Genomic DNA, 20,842 nt, shown 5'->3' with positions numbered 1-20,842 from the left:
AACGATGGCCTTCATCAGTGAGTGGTTCTGGTTCTTCCTGTTCCTGCCGATTGCCGCGCTAGGCGGCTGGGTCGTGGGCCGTCGTGGCGGTCAGCGCCATAGTGAGAACCAGGTAAGCCGTCTTTCCAGTACGTATTTCCGTGGCCTCAACTACCTGCTCAACGAGCAGCCTGACAAGGCCATCGAGCTGTTCCTGCATATCGCCGAGCTGGACAAGGAAACCTTCGAGACCCAGGTGGCTCTGGGTCACCTGTTCCGCCGTCGCGGCGAAGTGGACCGCGCAATCCGCTTGCACCAGGGGCTGGTCAATCGCAATGACCTGAGTGATGCGCAGCGCGTGCAGGCCTTGCTTGCATTGGGCGAGGACTATATGAAGTCCGGCCTCCTGGATCGCGCCGAAACCGTCTTCACCGAGTTGGCGCAACTGGACCAGCGTGCGCCGCAGGCCTTGAAGCACCTGATCAGCATCTACCAGGCCGAGCGCGATTGGGAAAAGGCCATCGAGAACGCCACCCGCTATGAAGCGGTGACCGACGAGCCGATGGGCAAGTTGATTGGTCAGTTCGAGTGCGAGCTGGCCGAGCGCTATCGTGCAGCGGGCCGCCTGGACGATGCGCGTGCTGCCATCAATCGGGCCAACGTGGCCGACGCGATGAGTGTGCGTGCGGGCATCATCGAAGGCCGACTGGAAAGCGACTTCGGCAATGATGAGGCCGCAGTACGCGCATTCGAGCGGGCCGCGCGCAATGACCCGGATTACCTGCCGGAGATCCTGCCGCAGCTGGTGAAGAACTACCGCAATGTTGGTGACATTGCCGGCGCACGTGCCTTCCTGGCGGAGATGACCGAGCACTACCGCGGCATCGCGCCGGTGCTGGCACTCACCCGTCTGATGGAAGAGCAGGAGGGCACCGCACCTGCGCGAGCCTATCTGGGCCGCCAGTTGAAGGATCGGCCTTCGGTGCGCGGCGAGTCCGCGCTGATCGACCTGACCTTGGCCGAAGGTGCAGACCCGGTTGCGACCCTGCAGGATCTCAAGCACATCACCGACCAGCTGCTGGTGCGTAACCCGGCATATCGCTGCACGCGTTGTGGTTTTGGCGCGCGCACCCATCACTGGCAGTGCCCAAGCTGCAAGGAATGGGGTACGGTCAAGCCGCTGTTGAACTACGCGGTACTCTGAGTGCCGGGGTTGCATTACTGGTTGTTGCTGCTGGTGTTCATCGCCGCAGCGACGGCCACCTGGCTGGCAATCCGCTACGCACGCTGGCGGCAGTTGATCGACCAGCCGGGTGAACGTCGCAGTCATAACGTATCCACGCCACGCGGCGGTGGCATCGGTATAGTTGCATCGCAATTGCTTGCCTGCGGCCTTGGGGTGGCTTTGATGCCCTCGCATGCGGTTCCCCTGCTGGTGTTTGCACTGGGCCTGCTGCTGGTCGCCGGAATCGGCTGGTGGGATGACCATCGCTCCTTGCCGGCGCTGCCGCGGCTGTGCGTGCACCTGCTGGCCGGACTGATGCTGGGTGGAATCGTCTGGTTTGGTACTGGCAGCCTGATCAAAGCCGTGTTCTGTTTTGGCCTGGCCGTTTCGTTGGTGAACATCTGGAACTTCATGGATGGCATCAATGGCTTGGCAACCACCCAGGCAATCCTGGTCGGGGTTGGGGCTGCGTGCTTGCTGCCCGGTAGCTACGCGTTGGCCGGTTGGGCGCTGGCAGCTGGATGTGCGGGCTTCCTTCCTTTCAACTTCCCTCGTGCCCGGATCTTCATGGGGGACGTAGGCAGCGGCGCACTTGGCTATCTGGTCGCCGGCCTGCTGGCGCTGGGCTTGGGCGTGAGCGACACCGCTCCAGTGCTTTGGCTGATGCTGCCTGCCGTATTTCTGGCAGATGCAGGCTTCACGCTGCTGTCACGCATGTTGAAGGGGGAGCGCTGGATGCAGCCGCATACCCAGCACCTTTATCAACGTTTCGTGAAACGTGAATGCAGTCACGAGGTTGTTACGTTGGGTTATGCGCTCTTCACCCTTGTGGGGCTTACACTTGCAGCGCAATTTTCAAGGCTTCCCCTAGGTTGGGGGTGGGCAGGGGGCGTTATCTGGCTGACTGCTACGGCAGCGGTGTGGATGTTCCTGCGTGCAACGGCATTTAGATAAGGACTAGAGTTTTCTATGGCATCTTGGCATGAGCGCTTTGCAGGTGGTGCTCCGCGTTACGCGGTGATGCTGCACGACCTGATCATGGTGTGGCTGTGTTGGCAGGTGCTGCTGATGGCGCGTTACGCGCTGTTGGATGCCGCGCCCGCGATGCCTTGGCTGTCCTGGGACGCGGTGGTGGTGGTTGGCGTGCAGGCGCTGGCGTTCTGGAAGGTTGGCCTGTACCGCGGTCTTTGGCGGTTCGCCTCTGTCGCCGACCTGATCAATATCTTCAAAGCCAGCTTCATCGGGCTGCTGGCAATCGTGGTGGTGTTCTCCTACCGCCGATTGGAAGGCATTCCAATGTCAGTGCTGGTGGTCTACCCGTTTGCGTTGTCTGCACTCCTGGGTACCCCTCGGCTGCTCTATCGTGCGTGGAAGGACTACCAGGCGCAGCACTCGGATGTGCGTGCAACCCGGGTCCTGGTACTTGGCGCCGGACGGGCGGCAGAGTCCCTCATCAAGGACCTGCGTCGCTCAGGACACTATGAGCCTGTCGGCCTGCTGGATGATTCGCCTCACCTGCAGGGGGCGAATCTGCATGGCGCTCCGATTCTGGGGACGCTGGACAGTGTTGCGTCGGTAGCGCGTGAGACCGCGGCCAAGCTGCTTGTCATCGCCATACCTACCCTCGATGCTGCGGGCATGCAGCGCGTGGTCAGTCTGTGTGAGCGCACCGGGCTGCCTTTTCGCACGGTCCCGCGATTGGTGGATATCCTGGAAGGCAGTTCGCTGCCCGGGCAGCTCAAGGAGGTCGCTATTGAAGACCTGCTCGGGCGCAAGCCGATCCTGCCGGACTGGGAATTGCTGCGCAGCTGGTTGCGTGGGCGTACGGTACTGGTTACCGGTGGCGGCGGATCGATTGGTTCGGAGCTGTGTCGGCAATGTGCGCGACATGGCATATCGCGGATCGTGGTGCTGGAGATCAGCGAGCTGCTGATGATCAATATCCAGGCCGAGCTGCGCAGGAGCTTTCCAGACCTGGAGGTTCATGGCGTGCTTGGGGACTGCGGTGATCCGGCCGTGATCCGTCACGCCTTGCGTAGCTACAACCCAGATACCGTATTCCATGCTGCCGCTTACAAGCAGGTTCCGCTTCTGGAGGCGCAGCTGCGCGAGGCCGTGCGCAACAACACCTTGTCCACGGAGTGCGTGGCCACCGCCTGTATCGAGTCGGGCGTCGAGAATTTTGTGTTCATCTCCACTGACAAAGCGGTTGACCCGGCCAATGCACTGGGCGCGACCAAGCGGTACGCGGAGATGATCTGCCAGAGCCTGAACAAACGCGCCCCTCAAACCCGGTTTGTTACGGTGCGTTTTGGCAATGTGCTGGGCTCGGTGGGTAGCGTGGTGCCGATGTTCCGTGAGCAGATTCGCAAGGGGGGGCCAATCACCGTGACCCATCCCGACGTGAGTCGCTACTTCATGACTATTCCCGAAGCCTGCCTGCTGATTCTGCAGGCTGCCGCTTCCTCGTCGCGCGGCGCGATCTACATGCTGGATATGGGCGAACCAGTTTTCATCCGCCACCTTGCAGAACAGATGATCCGCTTGGCGGGCAAGCAGCCGGGGATTGATATTCCCATCATCTATACCGGCTTGCGGCCGGGCGAAAAGCTGCATGAAAGCCTGTTCTACGCGGATGAGAATTGCCAGCCGACCGCGCATCCGAAGGTGATGGCTGCCGGCGTCCGTGAGTTCTCGCCGGAGTTGGTCTTGAACAATGTGGCGGCGCTGAGGAAGGCGGTTGCCGCCTACGATGTCGAGACGATGCGGCACATCCTGGGGACCACCATTCCCGAGTTCATGCCCGCCGAAGACGCTGCGCTGCAAACCGGCACTGCCAATATCGTGCCGTTCCCCACTACCAAAGAAGCTGGAAGAAGCCACTGATGCACGGTCGAATCAAAAAAGCGGTATTCCCCGTTGCCGGGCTTGGAACGCGTTTCCTGCCGGCAACCAAGACTGTGCCCAAGGAGATGCTGCCGATCATTGACCGGCCGCTGATCCAGTACGCCGTCGATGAAGCGATCGAGGCCGGCTGCGACACCCTGATCTTCATCACCAACCGTTACAAGCACGCGGTGGCTGATTACTTCGACAAGGCCTACGAGCTGGAGCAGAAGCTTGAACGCGCCGGCAAGCAGGAGCAGTTGGAGCTGATCCGCCATGTACTGCCGAAGGGCGTGCGTGCGGTGTTCGTGACCCAGACAGAGGCGCTTGGGCTTGGCCACGCGGTACTGTGCGCAAAGGCGATTGTCGGTGATGAGCCGTTCGCGGTGCTGTTGCCGGACGATCTGATCTGGAACCGTGGCGAGGGCGCGCTGAAGCAGATGGCGGATCTGAACCAGGCCAGTGGCGCCAGCGTCATCGCGGTTGAAGACGTGCCGCATGACAAGACTGGCAGCTACGGCATCGTTGCGACCGACAAGTTCGATGGTCGCAAGGGGCACATCACCCAGATCGTCGAGAAGCCGAAGCCGGAAGATGCGCCGAGCGACCTGGCGGTCGTTGGCCGCTATGTACTTAGCCCGAAGATCTTCGAGTTGCTGGAAGCAACCGGCACCGGCGCCGGTGGCGAAATCCAGCTGACCGATGCAATTGCGCAGCTGCTCAAGACCGAGCAGGTGGATGCGTATCGCTTTGAAGGCACGCGTTTTGACTGCGGTACGCATCTGGGTCTGGTCGAGGCCACCGTGCGTTTTGCGCTGGAGAACGAAAAGCTGGCTGGGCCGGCGCGCGCGATGATGCAGAAGATGCTGGCGGAGTGAGTGCTGGCTGGCATTGTGGACGCTGATCTTGTTTGTCAGCGTTGTTGAAAGGCGGCCGGGAGGCCGCCTTTTTGCTTTCTTGGGGCTGCTGCTGTTCTGTAGAGCGTAGTCGTGCTGCGGTGGGGCTTTATCGGGAAAGCGCCTGCCGAGCATGGCTCGGCACTACATGTGTTTCCGACAGTGGCCAGGGGGCGGGGAAATCAACGAAGAAGGCGGCCATAAGGCCGCCTTCTTCAATCAGCGCAACAGCAAACCGCTTACAGCGATTCAAAGATACCCGCAGCGCCCATGCCGGTACCGATACACATGGTCACCATGCCGTACTTCTGCTGGCGACGGCGCAGGCCGTGCAGCAGGGTGGCGGTACGAATCGCGCCGGTAGCGCCCAGCGGGTGACCCAGGGCGATGGCACCGCCCAACGGGTTGACCTTGGACGGGTCCAGGCCGCAATCGCGGATCACCGCCAGCGACTGCGCGGCGAAGGCTTCGTTGAGCTCGATCCAGTCCAGCTGATCCTGACTCAGGCCGGCCTGTTTCAGTGCCTTCGGGATCGCCGCGATCGGGCCGATGCCCATCACTTCCGGACGCACGCCGGCGACCGAGAAGCTGACGAAGCGGGCCAGCGGGGTGAGGCCGTAGTCCTTGATCGCCTGCTCCGAAGCCAGCAGCACCGCACCGGCACCATCGCTCATCTGCGAGGAGTTGCCGGCGGTGACCGAACCGCCGAACTGGCCATTGCGGAACACCGGGCGCAGCTTGGCCAAACCTTCGATGGAGGAATCCAGGCGCGGGCCTTCGTCGGTATCGGCCAGCTTGTTGCGGGTGATGATGCGCTTGCCATCGGCGACGTCAGGCAGGTGCGAGACGATGTCGTAGGGGCTGATCTCGTCCTTGAACTCGCCATTCTGGATCGCGGCAATGGCTTTCTGGTGCGAAGCCAGGGCGAACGCGTCCTGTTCTTCGCGCGAGACCTTCCATTCCTCGGCGACCTTCTCGGCGGTGATGCCCATGCCGTAGGCAATGGCGACGTGGTCGTTGTCGAACACGCTCGGTGCCATCGCGATCTTGTTGCCCATCATCGGCACCATCGACATCGACTCGGTGCCACCGGCCAGCATCAGGTCGCTGTTGCCCAGGCGGATCTGGTCGGCAGCCATCGCCACGGCCTGCAGACCGGACGAGCAGAAGCGGTTTACCGTCTGTGCGGCGATGGTGTTGGGCAGGCCGGCCAGCAGCACGCCGATGCGTGCCACGTTCATGCCTTGCTCGGCTTCGGGCATGGCGCAGCCGATGATGGCGTCGTCGATGCGGTTGACGTCCACGCCGGGGGCCTGCGCGACCACGGAGCGGAGTACGTGGGCGAGCATGTCGTCCGGACGGGTGTTGCGGAACATGCCCTTGGGCGCCTTGCCAACCGGGGTGCGGGTGGCGGCGACGATGTAGGCGTCCTGGATTTGCTTGGTCATTGCAGTGATCTCTTCAATAGGTGTGAGCGTGAGGGCGGGCGAGGGCGGCGCTGGCAGCGCCACCCCAAAGCACGCTCACTCAGTTCCGCAGCGGCTTGCCGGTGGTCAGCATGTGCGCGATGCGGGCCTGGGTTTTTTCCTGCTGGGCCAGTTCGACGAAGTGCTTGCGCTCCAGGGTCAGCAGCCACTCTTCGTCGACCACGCTGTTGCGGTCGACCTTGCCGCCGCACAACACGGTGGCGATGCGTTCGGCGATCTCGTAGTCGTAGGGGCTGATGAAGCGGCCTTCCAGCATGTTGACCAGCATCATCTTGAAGGTGGCAATGCCAACGTCGCCGGCCACGCGGATGCGGCGTGCCGGCATCGGCGGACGGTAGCCGCCTTCGGCCAGCGCGGTGACTTCGGCCTTGGCGATGTGCAGCAGCTCGAAGCTGTTGAACACGACCTTGTCGGTGCCGCGCATCAGGCCCAGTTCCTTGGCGTTGACCGCCGAGTTGGAGACCTTGGCCATGGCAACAGTTTCGAAGGTCTTCTTCAGTTCGGCGAACACGTCGCCGTCCGGACCTGCGGCCTGCGAGGCGCGCACGGCGATTTCCTTCAGGCCACCACCGGCCGGCAGCAGGCCGACGCCGGCCTCAACCAGACCGATATAGCTTTCCAGCGCCGCAACCGACTTGGCCGCATGCATCTGGAATTCGCAGCCGCCGCCCAGTGCCAGGCCGCGCACTGCAGTCACCACCGGCACGGTGGCGTACTTGATGCGCTGGCTGGTGCGCTGGAAGTTGGCCACCATCGCTTCGAACTCGGCGAATTTGCCAGCCTTCAGTGCGCCCAACGCGCCGGACAGATCGGCACCGGCAGAGAAGGGCTCCTTGTTCTGCCAGATCACCACGCCCTTGAACTGCTTCTCGGACAGGCCGATGGCGTGCTGGATGCCGTCCAATACCTGGTCGGAGACGGTGTTCATCTTGGTCTTGAAGCTGATGACGCCGATGCCGTCGCCGTCGGTCCACAGACGGATGCCGTCGTTCTCGAACACGGTTTCGCCCTGCGCGAACTTCTCGCCCAGCAGTGCATCCGGGAAGCGCTGGCGCTGGTACACCGGCAGCGACGAGCGCGGCACCAATGCATTCTGCGACGGGCTGTAGCTGCCTTCGGCGGCATGCACGCCATCACGGCCGTCCAGCACCCACGCCGGCAACGGCGCATTGCTCATGCTCTTGCCGGCGGCGATGTCGTCGGCAATCCACTGCGCCACCTGCTTCCAACCGGCAGCCTGCCAGGTCTCGAACGGGCCCAGCGACCAGCCATAGCCCCAGCGGATGGCCAGATCGACGTCGCGCGCGGTTTCGGCGATGTCGGCCAGGTGGTAGGCGCTGTAGTGGAACAGGTCGCGGAACGTCGCCCACAGGAACTGCGCGTGCGGATGCTGGCTTTCGCGCAGCTTGGCGAACTTTTCTGCCGGGTTCTTGATCTTCAGGATCTCGACCACTTCCGGTGCGGCAACGCGGTCGGCCGGACGGTAGTCCTGCTTCTCAAGGTCGACGACCATGATGTCCTTGCCGACCTTGCGGAAGATGCCGGCGCCGGTCTTCTGGCCCAGTGCACCCTTGCCGATCAGCGCGCCCAGCCATGCCGGTGCGTTGAAGTACTTGTGCCACGGGTCGTCAGGCAGGGTGTCGCCCATGGTCTTGATGACGTGGGCCATGGTGTCCAGGCCGACCACGTCGGAGGTGCGGTAGGTCGCCGACTTCGGGCGGCCGACCAGCGGGCCGGTCAGGCCGTCCACCTCGTCAAAGCCCAGGCCGAACTGCTGGGTGTGGTGGATGGTCGACAGGATCGAGAACACGCCGATGCGGTTGCCGATGAAGTTCGGGGTGTCCTTGGCATAGACCACGCCCTTGCCCAGGTTGGTGGTCAGGAAGGTTTCCAGGCCTTCCAGCACCGACTTGTCGGTGGTCTTGGCCGGGATCAGCTCGGCCAGGTGCATGTAGCGCGGCGGGTTGAAGAAATGCACGCCGCTGAAGCGATGGCGCAGTTCTTCCGGCAGTACGTCGGCCAGCTTGTTGATGCCAAGGCCCGAGGTGTTGGAAGCCAGTACCGCGTGTTCGTTCACGAACGGCGCGATCTTCTTGTACAGGTCCTGCTTCCAGTCCATCCGTTCGGCGATGGCTTCGATGATCAGGTCGCAGTCGCGCAGCTGTTCCAGGCCGGAGTCGTAGTTGGCCGGGGTGATGGCTTCGGCCAGCGCCTTGCTGGCCAGCGGGGCCGGGCTCAGCTTGCCGAGGTTGGCAATGGCCTTGAGCACGATGCCGTCGGCAGGACCTTCCTTGGCGGCCAGGTCGAACAGCACGGTGTCGACGCCGGCATTGGTCAGGTGGGCGGCGATCTGCGCACCCATGACGCCTGCGCCAAGTACGGCGGCGCGGCGGACAAGCAGGGAATTGGACATATCGATAAACCTTTGGTCTGCGATGACGGTTGGATCAGGGAACGACGGGGGAGGTCGGATTACGCACGCTGGCGCGGAACCCGGCTTCGGCGAAATGGATCAATTCCTGCGCGGCCTTGCTGCGGTGCTCGGCCTCGCTGATGTTGTGCGGGCGCTTGATCAGCCCGAAATCGGCCATGGCGTAGGTCAGCGAGCCGGCGAGGAAATCCAGCCGCCAGTACAGCTCTTCCTTGCTCAGGCCCGGGATGCAGGCGTCGATGGCCTTGCCGAACTCGCGCAATACATGGCCGTAGTGATCGGACAGGAACTTGCGCAGGTTGTCGTTCTTCTCCGCATAGGCGCGGGCGATGACGCGGACAAAGGCACCGCCGCTCTGGCGGTCCTGGGCCAGGGCCAGCGCTGGCTCGACGAAGGCGGCCAAGACCGCGCGCAGGTCGCCGGGTTGGGCGCTGCGCGCCCGCTCCAGCTGGCCGAGGCGGGCGGCGGTCATCTCGTCCATGCGGCGGCGGAACACTTCATTGACCAGGTTGTCCTTGGACCCGAAGTGGTAGTTGACCGCAGCAATGTTTACATCGGCGTGACTGGTTACCTGGCGCAGTGAAGTGCCGGCAAAGCCGTACTGGGCGAACAGTTCCTCGGCCGCGCCGAGGATGCGGTCCTTGGTGGAGAAGCTGGCGGGTTTGCCCATGGCTGGCTCAATCAATCAAACGATTGTTTGGATCCTACGCCCGGCTGGTCGTTCAGGTCATGCTGCGGCGCAGCATCATTCATCTGCCGCTGTGCAAACGTCGGGGGCACCCGGTAGAATTAGCCACCGCAATTCAGGCTAAGCCCGCGTCCGCACGCGGGTTTTTTCATGTACCCTCGGGCCGACCGGCCCACTACCGGAGAATTCCCATGGCGCTCGAGCGCACTCTTTCCATCATCAAGCCCGACGCCGTTGCCAAGAACGTGATCGGCGAAATCTACGCCCGCTTCGAAAAGGCAGGCCTGAAGGTTGTCGCTGCCAAGTACAAGCAGCTGTCGCGCCGTGAAGCCGAAGGCTTCTACGCCGTGCACCGCGAGCGTCCGTTCTTCAACGCGCTGGTTGAGTTCATGATCTCCGGCCCGGTGATGATCCAGGCGCTGGAAGGCGAGAACGCCGTGCTGGCTCACCGCGACCTGCTGGGCGCCACCAATCCGAAGGACGCAGCGCCGGGCACCATCCGCGCTGACTTCGCTGATTCGATCGACGCCAATGCCGCTCACGGTTCGGATTCGGTCGAGAACGCAGCCAATGAAGTTGCTTACTTCTTTGCTGCTACCGAAGTTGTTTCGCGTTAATTAGAGGTTGAAGTCGTGAACGAGGTCGTACAGACACCCGCCATCCAGCCGTTGCCGAAAACGGCAGCAAAAGCTGGCAAGCAGAACCTGCTCGACCTTGATCGCGCGGGCTTGGAGCATTTCTTCGTCGATATCCTCGGCGAGCAGAAGTTCCGTGCCCATCAGGTGATGAAGTGGATCCACCATCGCTACGTCACCGATTTCGATCAGATGACCGACCTCGGCAAGTCGCTGCGCGCCAAGCTGCAGCAGCATGCCGAGGTCGTCGTCCCGAACATCGTGTTCGACAAGCCGTCCACCGATGGCACCCACAAGTGGTTGCTGGCGATGGGCGTGGATGGCAAGAACGCCATCGAAACCGTCTACATCCCCGACAAGACCCGCGGCACGCTGTGCGTGTCCTCGCAGGTCGGCTGCGGTTTGAACTGCACCTTCTGTTCGACCGCCACCCAGGGCTTCAACCGCAACCTGACCACCGCCGAGATCATCGGCCAGGTGTGGGTTGCTGCGCGTCACCTGGGCAACGTGCCGCACCAGATGCGCCGTCTCACCAACGTGGTGATGATGGGCATGGGCGAGCCGTTGATGAATTTCGACAACGTCATCCGCGCGATGAGCATCATGCGCGATGACCTGGGCTACGGTTTGGCCAACAAGCGCGTGACCTTGTCCACCTCGGGCCTGGTGCCGCAGATCGATCGTCTCTCGGTTGAGAGCGATGTGTCGCTGGCGGTGTCGCTGCATGCGCCGAACGACGAGCTGCGCGAGACGCTGGTGCCGCTCAACAAGAAGTACCCGATTGCCGAGTTGATGGCTTCCTGCGCACGTTACCTGCGCGGCAACAAGAAGCGCGACTCGGTGACCTTCGAATACACGCTGATGAAGGGCATCAACGACCAGCCCGAGCACGCCCGCCAGCTGGCGCGGCTGATGCGCCAGTTCGATAACGCCGTGCAGGCCAAGGACTCAGGCAAGGTCAATCTGATTCCGTTCAATCCGTTCCCGGGCACGCGCTATGAGCGCTCCGGCGAGGAACAGATCCGCGCCTTCCAGAAGATCCTGCTCGACTCGCAGGTGCTGACGATGGTGCGTCGTACCCGTGGCGACGACATCGATGCGGCCTGTGGCCAGCTCAAGGGCCAGGTGATGGACCGTACCCGTCGCCAGGCCGAGTTCAATCGCCTGCTGCAGGAACAGGACGGCGGTGATGCGGTCGCCTGATCGCTGGCTGCTGATCTTCCTGGTTGCGCTGCTCGCAGCGTGCGGGCGGGACAATCTGAAAATCGGCCGCCCGGACATCGTGGCGCCGGACTACAGCATCAAGCAGGACAAGGCCGCCCATAAGCGGATGCGCTATCAGGAGTTCCTGCGCCTGTCGGGTGATCGCTTTGGTCGCGGTCAGTTGGACGAGGCGCTGGAATTCGCGCGCTCGGCGCAGAAGCTTGAGCCAAAATTGCCCGATGCCTACACCATGCAGGCGGTGATCGAGGGGCATAGGGGCCAGGCCGAGGCGGCTGGTGAGCTCTACCGTAAGGCGGCCGAGCTGGCCCCGAAACAGGGCGATGTGCTCAATAACTACGGTGCCTGGCTGTGCGGCAGCGGTCACCCGGCAGAGGCCCTGGTCTGGTTTGATCGTGCCTTGGCTGATCCGGACTACGGCGCGCGGGCTGACGCCCTGGCCAATGCGGGTGGCTGCGCTTTGGATGCCGGGCAGCGCGAACGTGCCGAGGAAAACCTTCGCCAGGCACTGGCTTTGGCGCCAGCAAATGCCTATGCATTGGAGTCCATGACCCGCAACGAAGTGCTGCAGGGGCGCTATTTCGAAGCCCGGGCCTTCTACCAGCGGCGTTTGGCGGCTGCGCCGGCCACGGTTTCCGTGTTACAACTTGCCATTCAGATTGAAGAGCGACTCGGCGACAGGATGGCGGCCGGTCGGTTCCAACAGCGGTTGCGCGAAGAGTTTCCTTCAGCTGCAACCTCGAATTCCCAAGGCTGACGCATTGTGATCAATGATCCGGGTGTAGGTGCTTTAGAAGGTGTAATGGGGTGCGGTGAGCAGCTGCGCAAGGCGCGTGAGGCCGCCGGGCTGTCGCTGGATCAGGTTGCTGGTCAGTTGCATATGCCAGTGCAGGTAGTGTCGGCACTGGAAGGCGAGCAATGGTCGCGTCTGGGGGCGCCGGTTTTTGTGCGTGGCCAGCTACGCAGTTATGCGCGCTTGTTGAAGGTTGATCTGGGTGGGCTGCTGGAACAGGCGCGGATCGCGCCGGTCGAGCCGCCGAAGCTGGTCAGTCACACCCATACCCCGCGGCTGAAGCGCGCGGCCGAAAATATCGGTCGCCGGGCGGTCTACGTGGTGATCACGGCAGTGCTGGCGGTACCGGTCTGGTACGTGATCAGCGGCAACTCCAACAGTGCTCCGCCAAGCACGGCCTCGCTCGACGTGGTGCCAGCGACGGAGGCTGCCGGGCAGTTGGTGCCGCCTGTTCAGGCGCCTGCTGCAGCGCCGGTGCAGCCGGCCGACACTGGTCCGTATATCGCTTCGATGGCACCGCTGGCGCGTCCGGCGGCTGCCACGCCGTCAACGCTGACCCTGAATTTCAAGGGTGACAGCTGGGTGGAAATCTCCGCGCCGGATGGTGCCACGGTCGAAAAGGCCCTGATACGTGCGGGCGAGAGCCGCAGCTTCGCTGCTGGTCAGGTGGGGCGGATGGTGCTGGGTAATGCCGCCGAGGTCGAGGTTCAGCAGGCGGCGGGTAACGTCGACCTGACACCCTACAAGCGCGGCAATGTGGCCCGCTTTACGGTATCCTCTGACGGCTCCGTGGCGCCGGTTTCACACTGAAACCAGGCGTCGAACAAAACAACAAGGCTCCCCGCCAGGGTGAGCGAGAGTACGCATGGCGATTGACGACCTGCTCGACGAGCACGAACAAAGCGAACGTGTCCGCACGTGGCTGCGCAAGAATGGCGCCGGGATTATCGGCGGAGTAGTTCTCGGTATTGGCGCTATTGCCGGCTGGCAGTGGTGGCAGAAAGAGCAGGTCGGCAAGCTTGCCGACGCCAACATCCGTTACGAAGCCGTCTCGCGCAGCCTGCAGTCCAAGAATCTGGACGAGGCGGCCAAGGAAGTTGCGGCACTGGGTGGTGGCAAAGCCAGCATCTATTCCGATCTGGCATCGCTGGAACTGGCCAAGGCCCAGGTCGAAGCGGGCAAGTACGATGACGCGATCAAGACCCTACGTGCGCTCAAGACCGAGGGTGAGTTCAAGGCCTTGATCGACCAGCGCATTGCGCGCCTGCTGATCGAGACCGGCAAGCCGGCGGAAGCTGCGACCTTGCTGGGCGCCGCTGACGACAGCGCGGGTCTGGAAATCCGCGCCGATGCGTTGATGGCGCAGAACAAGCGCGATGAGGCTCGTGAGCTGTACACCCAAGCGCTGGCCAAGCTGGACGTGGCTGCACCGCAGCGCCGCTTGCTGGAAACCAAATTGATGGACGCCGGCGGCACCGTGGCTGATCCTGCAGCGGAGAAGAATTGATGAAGTTCAAGCATGTTGCAGGCGTTGCCTTGATGGCAGTGGCATTGACCGGTTGTTCCACGGTCAAGGGTTGGTTTGCGGGCAAGGATGCGGCGGCCAAGAAGGCGCTGGAGCCTGCTGAACTGACCAAGTTCGAGGCCAGCGCCAAGGTCGACAAGATCTGGTCGGCGAATGTCGGCAAGGGCGAGGGCCGTATCGGCCTGCGGCAGGCGCCGGTGGTGGCTGATGGTCGCGTGTATGCCGCTGCAGTGCAGGGCGGCGTGCATGCGCTGGATCTGCAGACTGGCAAGCAGGTATGGGAGTACAGCCCGGCCAAGGAAAAGAAGAAGCCCAAGCTGCGTCTTTCCGGTGGTCCCGGTGTTGGCGATGGCCTGGTGGTGATCGGCACGCTGGACGGGCAGGTGATCGCACTGGACGCGGCCAATGGCAGCGAAAAGTGGAAGTCCAAGGTCACCGGTGAAGTGATCGCCGCTCCGGCCGTGGCACAGGGTCTGGTGTTCGTGCGCAGCAACGATGGCCGCACCACCGCACTGGACGCAGCTACCGGCGAACAGCGTTGGTTCAATTCGCAGGAACTGCCGTCGCTGACCGTGCGTGGCAATGCGCCGGTCGTTACCGGTCCGGGCGTGCTGTTCATCGGCAATGACGACGGCACCGTCGCTGCGCTGTCGATGCAGGACGGTCGTCCGCTGTGGGAGCAAATGGTGGGTACGCCGGAAGGCCGTACCGAACTGGAGCGCATGGCCGACATCGATGGCGCGCCGGTGCTGGAAGGCAACACGCTGTTCGTGACCAGCTTCAAGAACGAAACCATGGCCATTGAAGGCCCGACCGGTCGTCCGATGTGGTCGCGTGACCACGGCGGTGGCGGTGGTGTTGCAGTGTCCTCGGGCAATGTCGTGGTCACCGATGGCAAGGGTTCGGTTTACGGGCTGGATAAAACCTCCGGCTCGGCAATGTGGTCACAGCAGGCGCTGGCGCGCCGCTCGCTGACCGGTGCCGCCATCCAGGGTGACTATGCCGTGGTGGGGGACTACAAGGGATATCTGCATTGGCTGCGGTTGAGCGATGGCGAGTTTGCGGCGCGTGAGAAGAGCGGTGGTGATGCTCTGCTGGCGCAGCCGGTCGTTGCTGACGGCATCCTGCTGGTGCAGAACGTTGATGGAAAGCTGACCGCATTCCGGTTGGCCCAATAAGGAGTCATAGCGATGCTGCCTTTGGTCGCCCTGGTTGGACGACCGAACGTCGGTAAGTCCACCATTTTCAATCTGTTGACCCGTACGCGCGATGCGCTGGTACATGACCAGCCGGGTGTTACCCGCGATCGCAACTACGGTGTTTGCCGTCTAGATGAGGACAATCCCTTCCTGATCGTCGATACCGGTGGTATTGCCGGTGAAGAGGAAGGGCTGGCTGGCGCCACCGCGCGCCAAGCCCGAGCCGCCGCCGGTGAGGCGGATCTGATCGTATTTGTTGTTGACGCGCGTGATGGCACGTCGGCCCTGGATGACGAGATCCTGTCTTGGCTGCGCAAGCTTGCGCGGCCTACCCTGCTGTTGATCAACAAGATCGACGGTACGGACGAACATGCCGTTCGTTCGGAGTTTTCCCGTTACGGCTTCAGCGAGATGTTGACCGTCTCTGCCGCGCATCGGCAGGGCATCGACGATCTGGTCGAAGAGGTTGTCGGCCGTCTGCCGGAAGAAGGCACGGCCGAAACCCTGGACAACGATCCGAATCGCATCCGCATTGCCTTCGTTGGCCGCCCGAATGTGGGCAAGTCGACGCTGGTGAATCGCATCCTCGGCGAGGAGCGCATGATCGCCTCCGAAGTGCCCGGTACCACCCGCGATTCGATCGCAGTGGATCTGGATCGCGAGGGTGAGCTGTATCGCTTGATCGACACCGCAGGCCTGCGTCGCAAGTCGCGCGTGGACGAAGTGGTCGAGAAGTTCAGCGTGGTCAAGACGCTGCGCTCGATCGAGCAATGCCAGGTGGCGGTGCTGATGCTGGACGCCCACGAAGGCGTGACCGATCAGGACGCCAGCGTGCTGGGTGCAGTGCTGGATGCCGGTCGTGCCTTGGTTATTGCCATCAACAAGTGGGATGGCTTGAGCGAGTACGACAAGCAGCAGGCTGAAACCCTGTTGTCGCTGAAGCTGGGCTTCGTGCCGTGGGCCGAGAACGTGCGGATTTCCGCGCTGCATGGTTCCGGCCTGCGCGAGTTGTTCAAGGCGATTCACCGCGCGCATGCGTCGGCGACGCATGAGTTCAGCACCGCCGAAGTCAACAAGGCGTTGGAAGTGGCGTATGAAGCCAATCCGCCGCCGAGCATCCGTGGCCACGTTTCCAAGCTGCGTTATGTGCATCCGGGCGGCAGCAATCCGCCAACCTTCATCGTGCACGGTACGCGCCTGAAGGAACTGCCGGATTCGTATAAGCGTTACCTGGAAAATTTCTTCCGCAAGCGTTTCAAGCTGGTGGGTACGCCGGTGACCTTCCTGTTCCGAGAGGGTGCCAACCCGTACGAGGGCAAGAAGAACGTGTTGACGGACCGCCAGGTCAAGGCCAAGCGGCGCCTGATGAAGCACGTCAAGGGAAGGAAGTGATTCAGGCCCGGGACGCGGCTCAAGCGTACCGAGTGATGTAGACAAAAGCGGCCGACAGGCCGCTTTTGTTTTTGGTCGGTTTTGAGATCCGGGCTAGGGAATCGCTGGGTTTTCCCGCCTTGGTCGGGACTGACGAGCTCTAAAGGCCCAAAGCCCAAAGCCCAAAGCCCAAAGCCCAAAGCCCAAAGCCATTTCTGTCGTCTGCCCTGGTTTGGCTGATAATCCGATCATGAGCATCCGCGAACTCACCCCAGAACAGGCCCGCGCCCGCCACTCAGATGGCGCATTGCTGATCGATGTGCGTGAGGCGCACGAGCGGGCAGGCGGCATGGCGGAAGGTGCAATCGGCGTTGCAAAGGCGGAGCTGCTCGCCAGCCCGGCGCAGCACCTGCCGTCAGCTGGGCGCGAGATCCTGCTGATCTGCCAGAGCGGCAAGCGCTCTGCCGACGCCGCGCACGCATTGCAGGACGCCGGCTACACCAATCTGTCTTCGGTAAGCGGCGGCACTGTCGCCTGGCGGACAGCAGGTCTGCCCTTGGTTCAGCCGATGCTGGATGCCGGCGAGCGCGACTTCTACGACCGCTATTCACGGCACTTGCTGCTGCCGCAGGTGGGCGAAACCGGCCAGCGGCGGCTTCAGCAATCGACAGTACTGGTGCTGGGGGCAGGCGGCTTGGGTGCCCCGGCAGCGTTCTATCTCGCCGCAGCCGGGGTCGGCAGGCTGCGGATTGTCGATGACGACGTGGTCGAGCGTAGCAACCTGCAGCGGCAGATCATCCATACCGAAGCTGCCTTGGGCACAGCCAAGGTGGACTCTGCGCGCCAGCGTCTGATGGCGCTGAACCCGCAGATCGAGGTCGAGGCGATCGCCGAGCGTGTCACTTCGGCCAACATCGATGTCCTGTTGCAGGATGTGGATGTGGTGCTGGATGGCTCGGACAACTTCCCGCTGCGCTACCTGCTCAACGATGCCTGCATCAAGCACGCCAAGCCCTTGGTCTATGCTGCCATCGAGCGCTTCGATGGGCAGGTCAGTGTGTTTGACGCGGGTCGTCAGCGCGGTGTGGCGCCGTGCTACCGCTGCCTGTTCCCGGAACCGCCGCCGCCTGAATTCGCGCCCAACTGTTCCGAGGCCGGCGTGCTGGGTGTGCTGCCCGGGTTGGCCGGGGTGATGCAGGCGACCGAGGTGTTGAAGCTGTTGCTGGATATAGGCGAGCCATTGGCCGGGCGTTTGCTGCGTTTTGATGCTCTGCAGATGCGCTTCCGCGAGACCCGTGTGCATGCCGATCCGGCCTGCCCGTTGTGCGCGCCCGGCGTTCCATTCCCCGGATATATCGATTACGCAGCGTTCTGTTCGCATTCGCCTTGAATTGAAAAAGCGCGGGGAATGGGCAGTTCTGTGGGTTTTTTGCTTTATCGTGCGGCTACACGATTACAAGGTGGCAAGGCATGGCGGCGGAATCCTCACAGGAACTGGTAAAGGTAGTCGCCCTGCTTGGCGCTGCGGTGGTGGCTGTTCCCCTGTTCAGACGGCTGGGGCTGGGCTCGGTGCTGGGCTACTTCGTCGCCGGCTTGGCCATCGGCCCGTTCGGTTTCGGCTGGTTCTCCGATCCGCAGGCCATCCTGCATGTGGCCGAGCTGGGCGTGGTGATGTTCCTGTTCGTGATCGGCCTGGAAATGCGGCCGTCGCACCTATGGAGCCTGCGCGGCGAAATCTTTGGCCTGGGCACGGCGCAGATCGTTACCTGTGCCGTGGTCCTTACCGGCGTCGCAATCCTGTTTGGCTACCGCCCGCAGATCGCCTTCATTGCCGCCGCCGGTTTCGTGCTGACTTCGACCGCAGTGGTGATGCAGCTGCTGGGCGAGCGTGGCGACCTGACTTTGCCGTCCGGGCAGAAGATTGTCTCCATCCTGTTGTTTGAAGACCTGTTGATCGTGCCGTTGCTGGCCGTAGTGGCGTGGATGGCGCCGGCGCAGATCGGTGCGCATGAAGGCTCGCGTTGGACGAGCATCGCCATCGGTGCGGGCGCCATCGTTGGCCTTGTGCTGGTCGGGCGCTACCTGCTCAATCCTTTGTTCCGCATCCTCGCTGCGGCCAAGGCGCGAGAGGTGATGACGGCGGCGGCGTTGCTGGTGGTGTTGGGTGCGGCCTTGCTGATGCAGCTGGGCGGGCTGTCGATGGCGATGGGCGCCTTCCTCGCCGGTGTGCTGTTGTCCGAATCCACCTTCCGCCATCAAATCGAAGCTGACATCGAGCCGTTCCGCGGCATCCTGCTTGGCCTGTTCTTCCTCAGCGTGGGCATGGCGCTGGATCTTTCGGTGGTGGCGGCCAATTGGAAGGTGATCGCGCTGCTGGTGCCGGCAATGATGTTGGCCAAGGCGATCTGCATTTATGGCGTGGCGCGGGTGATGGGCAGTGATCATCGCCAGGCTTTGGACCGCGGCGTGCTGATGGCGCAGGGCGGTGAGTTCGCCTTCGTGTTGTTTGCAGCCGCTGCGACCACAGGTGTGATCGATGCCAAGGTCAATGCGAATCTCACCGCGGTTGTGGTGCTGTCGATGGCGCTGACGCCGCTGTGCATGCTGGTGTACCGGCTGCTGGTGAAGGAGGGGCAGGTTTCCACCGATGGCGTGGATGCAGCCGATGGGCTCACCGGCAGCGTGTTGGTGATCGGCTTCGGGCGCTTTGGTCAGGTGTCCAGCCAATCGCTGCTGGCGCGCGATGTGGACGTGACCATCATCGACAACGATATCGACATGATCCGCAGCGCTACCCGATTCGGCTTCAAGATCTATTACGGCGATGGCACGCGCCTGGATGTGCTGCGCGCCTCCGGCGCGGAAACCGCACGCGCGATTGCGGTCTGCGTTGATGATCGTGCTGCAGCGGATCGCATCGTCGAATTGGTGCGGCATGAGTTCCCGCTGGCAAAGCTGCTGGTGCGCTCATTCGACCGCGAGCATTCGCTGTCGCTGATACATGCCGGGGTGGATTTCCAGATCCGCGAGACCTTCGAATCAGCGGTGGAGTTCGGTCGTGCAGCATTGCTGCAGCTGGGCGTGGATGAAGATGAGGCTGACGTGGTTGCGCGCGAGATCCGTCGGCGCGATGCCGAACGCTTCGAGCTGGAGATGGCCGGCGGCGGGCTGCAGGCCGACACCGGGCTGATGTACCGCAATACGCCTGGAGCGCCGACACCGACGCCCTTCACCCCGCCGCGGCGTGAGTCGCGTCCGCTCAATCCCGACGCCATTGCCGGGGCAGGGGAGGCGGCCGCTGCCGATTCAGGCGGGGCGGCGGGGCCATGACAAGGTGTGGCCTTGGCCGGAATCAGGGACAATAGCCGCCCCCGTGTTCACCGCCATGCCCCATGACTGTCCTCGCCGACGCCTCCACCCATACCTCCCGCATCCTTGACGGCCGTCGCATCGCCGAGGAACTGCTCGACGATTTGAAGGTGCGCGTCGACGCGCGGCTCGCCGCGGGCGGTACCCGGCCTGGTCTGGCGGTGGTGCTGGTGGGCGGCGACCCGGCGTCTTCGGTGTACGTGCGCAACAAGCGCCGTGCTGCCGAGAAGGTCGGCATCGAGGCGTTTGACTACGACCTGCCGGAAGGCACCAGCGAGGCGCAGTTGCTGGAGCTGATCGATCAGCTCAACGCTGATCCGAAGATCCACGGCATCCTGATCCAGCTGCCGCTGCCGGGCATTCCCGATGCCAACCGCCTGATCCAGCGCATCGACCCGCGCAAGGACGTTGATGGGTTCCACCCGCAGAACGTGGGTCATCTGGTGCTGCGCGAGTTCGGCCTGCGCCCCTGCACCCCGCGTGGCATCACCACGTTGCTCGGTCATACCGACCAACCGGTACGTGGTCGCAATGCCACCATCGTCGGCGTCAGCAATCATGTCGGCCGGCCGATGGGGTTGGAGCTGTTGATCGCCGGTTGCACGGTGACCAGCTGCCACAAGTTCACCCCCAAGGACGTGCTGGAACAGGCCGTGCGCAACGCCGACATCCTGGTCGTCGCGGTGGGCATTCCGCAGCTGATCCCGGGTGAATGGGTGAAGCCGGGTGCGGTGGTGATCGACGTTGGCATCAACCGCCTGGACGATGGTCGCCTGGTCGGCGATGTCGGCTTTGAAGCGGCTGCGCAGCGGGCCAGCTGGATCACCCCGGTGCCGGGCGGCGTTGGCCCGATGACGGTGGCCACGCTGATGCAGAACACGATCGAGGCGGCCGAGGCCAGCGCCGAGGGTTTGTCGTTCTGAGGCTTCAGGACTTTCAAGCTTTAGAAGCTACCCCTCCCCAGCCCTCCCCTTGGCTACGCCAAAGGGAGGGAGCAGGTAGTGTCGAGTTGTGCTCAGCACGGGGCTTTCCCGACACAGCATCAATGTAGTGGGGGGGCGTGGGCGCGGGGGGGGCGGGGGGCGGCGCACGGCGGCCCCCCGGCGCGCCGCCGACCCAACCCCCCGGGCCGGGACC

At 63.1% G+C, this 20,842-nt stretch carries 17 protein-coding genes; 14 read left to right on the top strand and 3 right to left on the bottom strand.

Translation table 11 applies throughout. From position 1 onward, the window contains the following. Positions 1-4: 4 nt before the first annotated feature. The 4 genes from lapB to galU are packed head-to-tail and all read left to right on the top strand — an operon-like array spanning position 5 to position 4,968. Positions 5-1,183 carry a lipopolysaccharide assembly protein LapB gene (gene lapB / locus ACVOLV_RS06395; protein WP_481553665.1) on the top strand — a complete coding sequence of 393 codons (1,179 nt, stop codon included), beginning with the start codon at positions 5-7 and terminating at the stop codon, positions 1,181-1,183. Next, a complete protein-coding gene (locus ACVOLV_RS06390; protein WP_481553664.1) occupies positions 1,184-2,158 on the top strand; it encodes an MraY family glycosyltransferase in 975 nt (324 codons plus the stop codon). It abuts the gene before it with no gap. 15 nt (positions 2,159-2,173) lie between these two features. Continuing rightward, the gene (locus ACVOLV_RS06385; protein ID WP_481553663.1) at positions 2,174-4,090 is read left to right on the top strand and encodes a polysaccharide biosynthesis protein; all 1,917 of its coding nucleotides are present in this window, start codon (positions 2,174-2,176) and stop codon (positions 4,088-4,090) included. Next, positions 4,090-4,968, top strand: a complete 879-nt coding sequence (gene galU / locus ACVOLV_RS06380) for a UTP--glucose-1-phosphate uridylyltransferase GalU (RefSeq protein ID WP_481553662.1) — start codon at positions 4,090-4,092, stop codon at positions 4,966-4,968. Before ACVOLV_RS06385 ends, galU begins: the two co-directional genes overlap by 1 nt. Before the next feature lie 257 nt (positions 4,969-5,225). Here the strand turns inward: galU and ACVOLV_RS06375 are convergent, their stop codons facing one another. The 3 genes from ACVOLV_RS06375 to ACVOLV_RS06365 all read right to left on the bottom strand — a co-directional run bounded on the left by ACVOLV_RS06375 (position 5,226) and on the right by ACVOLV_RS06365 (position 9,574). Then, entirely contained in the window at positions 5,226-6,434 is a 1,209-nt protein-coding gene (locus ACVOLV_RS06375; protein WP_481553661.1) for an acetyl-CoA C-acyltransferase, read from the bottom strand. A gap of 79 nt (positions 6,435-6,513) precedes the next feature. Continuing rightward, positions 6,514-8,886, bottom strand: coding sequence for a 3-hydroxyacyl-CoA dehydrogenase/enoyl-CoA hydratase family protein (locus tag ACVOLV_RS06370; RefSeq protein WP_481553660.1), 2,373 nt, complete (start codon positions 8,884-8,886; stop codon positions 6,514-6,516). A gap of 34 nt (positions 8,887-8,920) precedes the next feature. Then, positions 8,921-9,574, bottom strand: a complete 654-nt coding sequence (locus ACVOLV_RS06365; protein WP_303749721.1) for a TetR/AcrR family transcriptional regulator — start codon at positions 9,572-9,574, stop codon at positions 8,921-8,923. 209 nt (positions 9,575-9,783) lie between these two features. Between ACVOLV_RS06365 and ndk the strand changes: the two genes are divergently transcribed. The 10 genes from ndk (at position 9,784) to folD (ending at position 20,628) form a co-directional block, all read left to right on the top strand. Continuing rightward, positions 9,784-10,209, top strand: coding sequence for a nucleoside-diphosphate kinase (gene ndk, locus ACVOLV_RS06360; protein ID WP_057628193.1), 426 nt, complete (start codon positions 9,784-9,786; stop codon positions 10,207-10,209). Positions 10,210-10,224: 15 nt separating this feature from the next. Next, positions 10,225-11,430, top strand: a complete 1,206-nt coding sequence (gene rlmN, locus ACVOLV_RS06355) for a dual-specificity RNA methyltransferase RlmN (protein ID WP_481553659.1) — start codon at positions 10,225-10,227, stop codon at positions 11,428-11,430. Continuing rightward, positions 11,417-12,205, top strand: coding sequence for a type IV pilus biogenesis/stability protein PilW (gene pilW / locus ACVOLV_RS06350; RefSeq protein ID WP_481553658.1), 789 nt, complete (start codon positions 11,417-11,419; stop codon positions 12,203-12,205). Before rlmN ends, pilW begins: the two co-directional genes overlap by 14 nt. 6 nt (positions 12,206-12,211) lie before the next feature. Further along, positions 12,212-13,051, top strand: a complete 840-nt coding sequence (locus ACVOLV_RS06345; protein ID WP_481553657.1) for a helix-turn-helix domain-containing protein — start codon at positions 12,212-12,214, stop codon at positions 13,049-13,051. A gap of 55 nt (positions 13,052-13,106) precedes the next feature. After that, on the top strand, positions 13,107-13,748 hold the full coding sequence (locus tag ACVOLV_RS06340; RefSeq protein WP_481553656.1) for a YfgM family protein: 642 nt from the start codon (positions 13,107-13,109) through the stop codon (positions 13,746-13,748). Continuing rightward, the gene (gene bamB, locus ACVOLV_RS06335) at positions 13,748-14,944 is read left to right on the top strand and encodes an outer membrane protein assembly factor BamB (protein WP_481553655.1); all 1,197 of its coding nucleotides are present in this window, start codon (positions 13,748-13,750) and stop codon (positions 14,942-14,944) included. The genes ACVOLV_RS06340 and bamB overlap by 1 nt, the downstream gene beginning before the upstream one ends. A 12-nt stretch (positions 14,945-14,956) precedes the next feature. Continuing rightward, the gene (der, locus tag ACVOLV_RS06330) at positions 14,957-16,357 is read left to right on the top strand and encodes a ribosome biogenesis GTPase Der (RefSeq protein WP_481553654.1); all 1,401 of its coding nucleotides are present in this window, start codon (positions 14,957-14,959) and stop codon (positions 16,355-16,357) included. Between the two features lie 229 nt (positions 16,358-16,586). Next, positions 16,587-17,726, top strand: coding sequence for a molybdopterin-synthase adenylyltransferase MoeB (gene moeB, locus ACVOLV_RS06325; RefSeq protein ID WP_481553653.1), 1,140 nt, complete (start codon positions 16,587-16,589; stop codon positions 17,724-17,726). Positions 17,727-17,806: 80 nt separating this feature from the next. Beyond that, the gene (locus ACVOLV_RS06320) at positions 17,807-19,666 is read left to right on the top strand and encodes a monovalent cation:proton antiporter-2 (CPA2) family protein (RefSeq protein ID WP_481553652.1); all 1,860 of its coding nucleotides are present in this window, start codon (positions 17,807-17,809) and stop codon (positions 19,664-19,666) included. A gap of 62 nt (positions 19,667-19,728) precedes the next feature. Continuing rightward, positions 19,729-20,628 carry a bifunctional methylenetetrahydrofolate dehydrogenase/methenyltetrahydrofolate cyclohydrolase FolD gene (gene folD, locus ACVOLV_RS06315; protein ID WP_481553651.1) on the top strand — a complete coding sequence of 300 codons (900 nt, stop codon included), beginning with the start codon at positions 19,729-19,731 and terminating at the stop codon, positions 20,626-20,628. Positions 20,629-20,842: the final 214 nt, after the last annotated feature.

The sequence above is a fragment of the Stenotrophomonas sp. STEN023 genome (assembly GCF_056760135.1).
The sequence above is the reverse complement of the archived record's forward strand: the minus strand, read 5'-3'. Positions and strand labels throughout refer to the sequence as shown.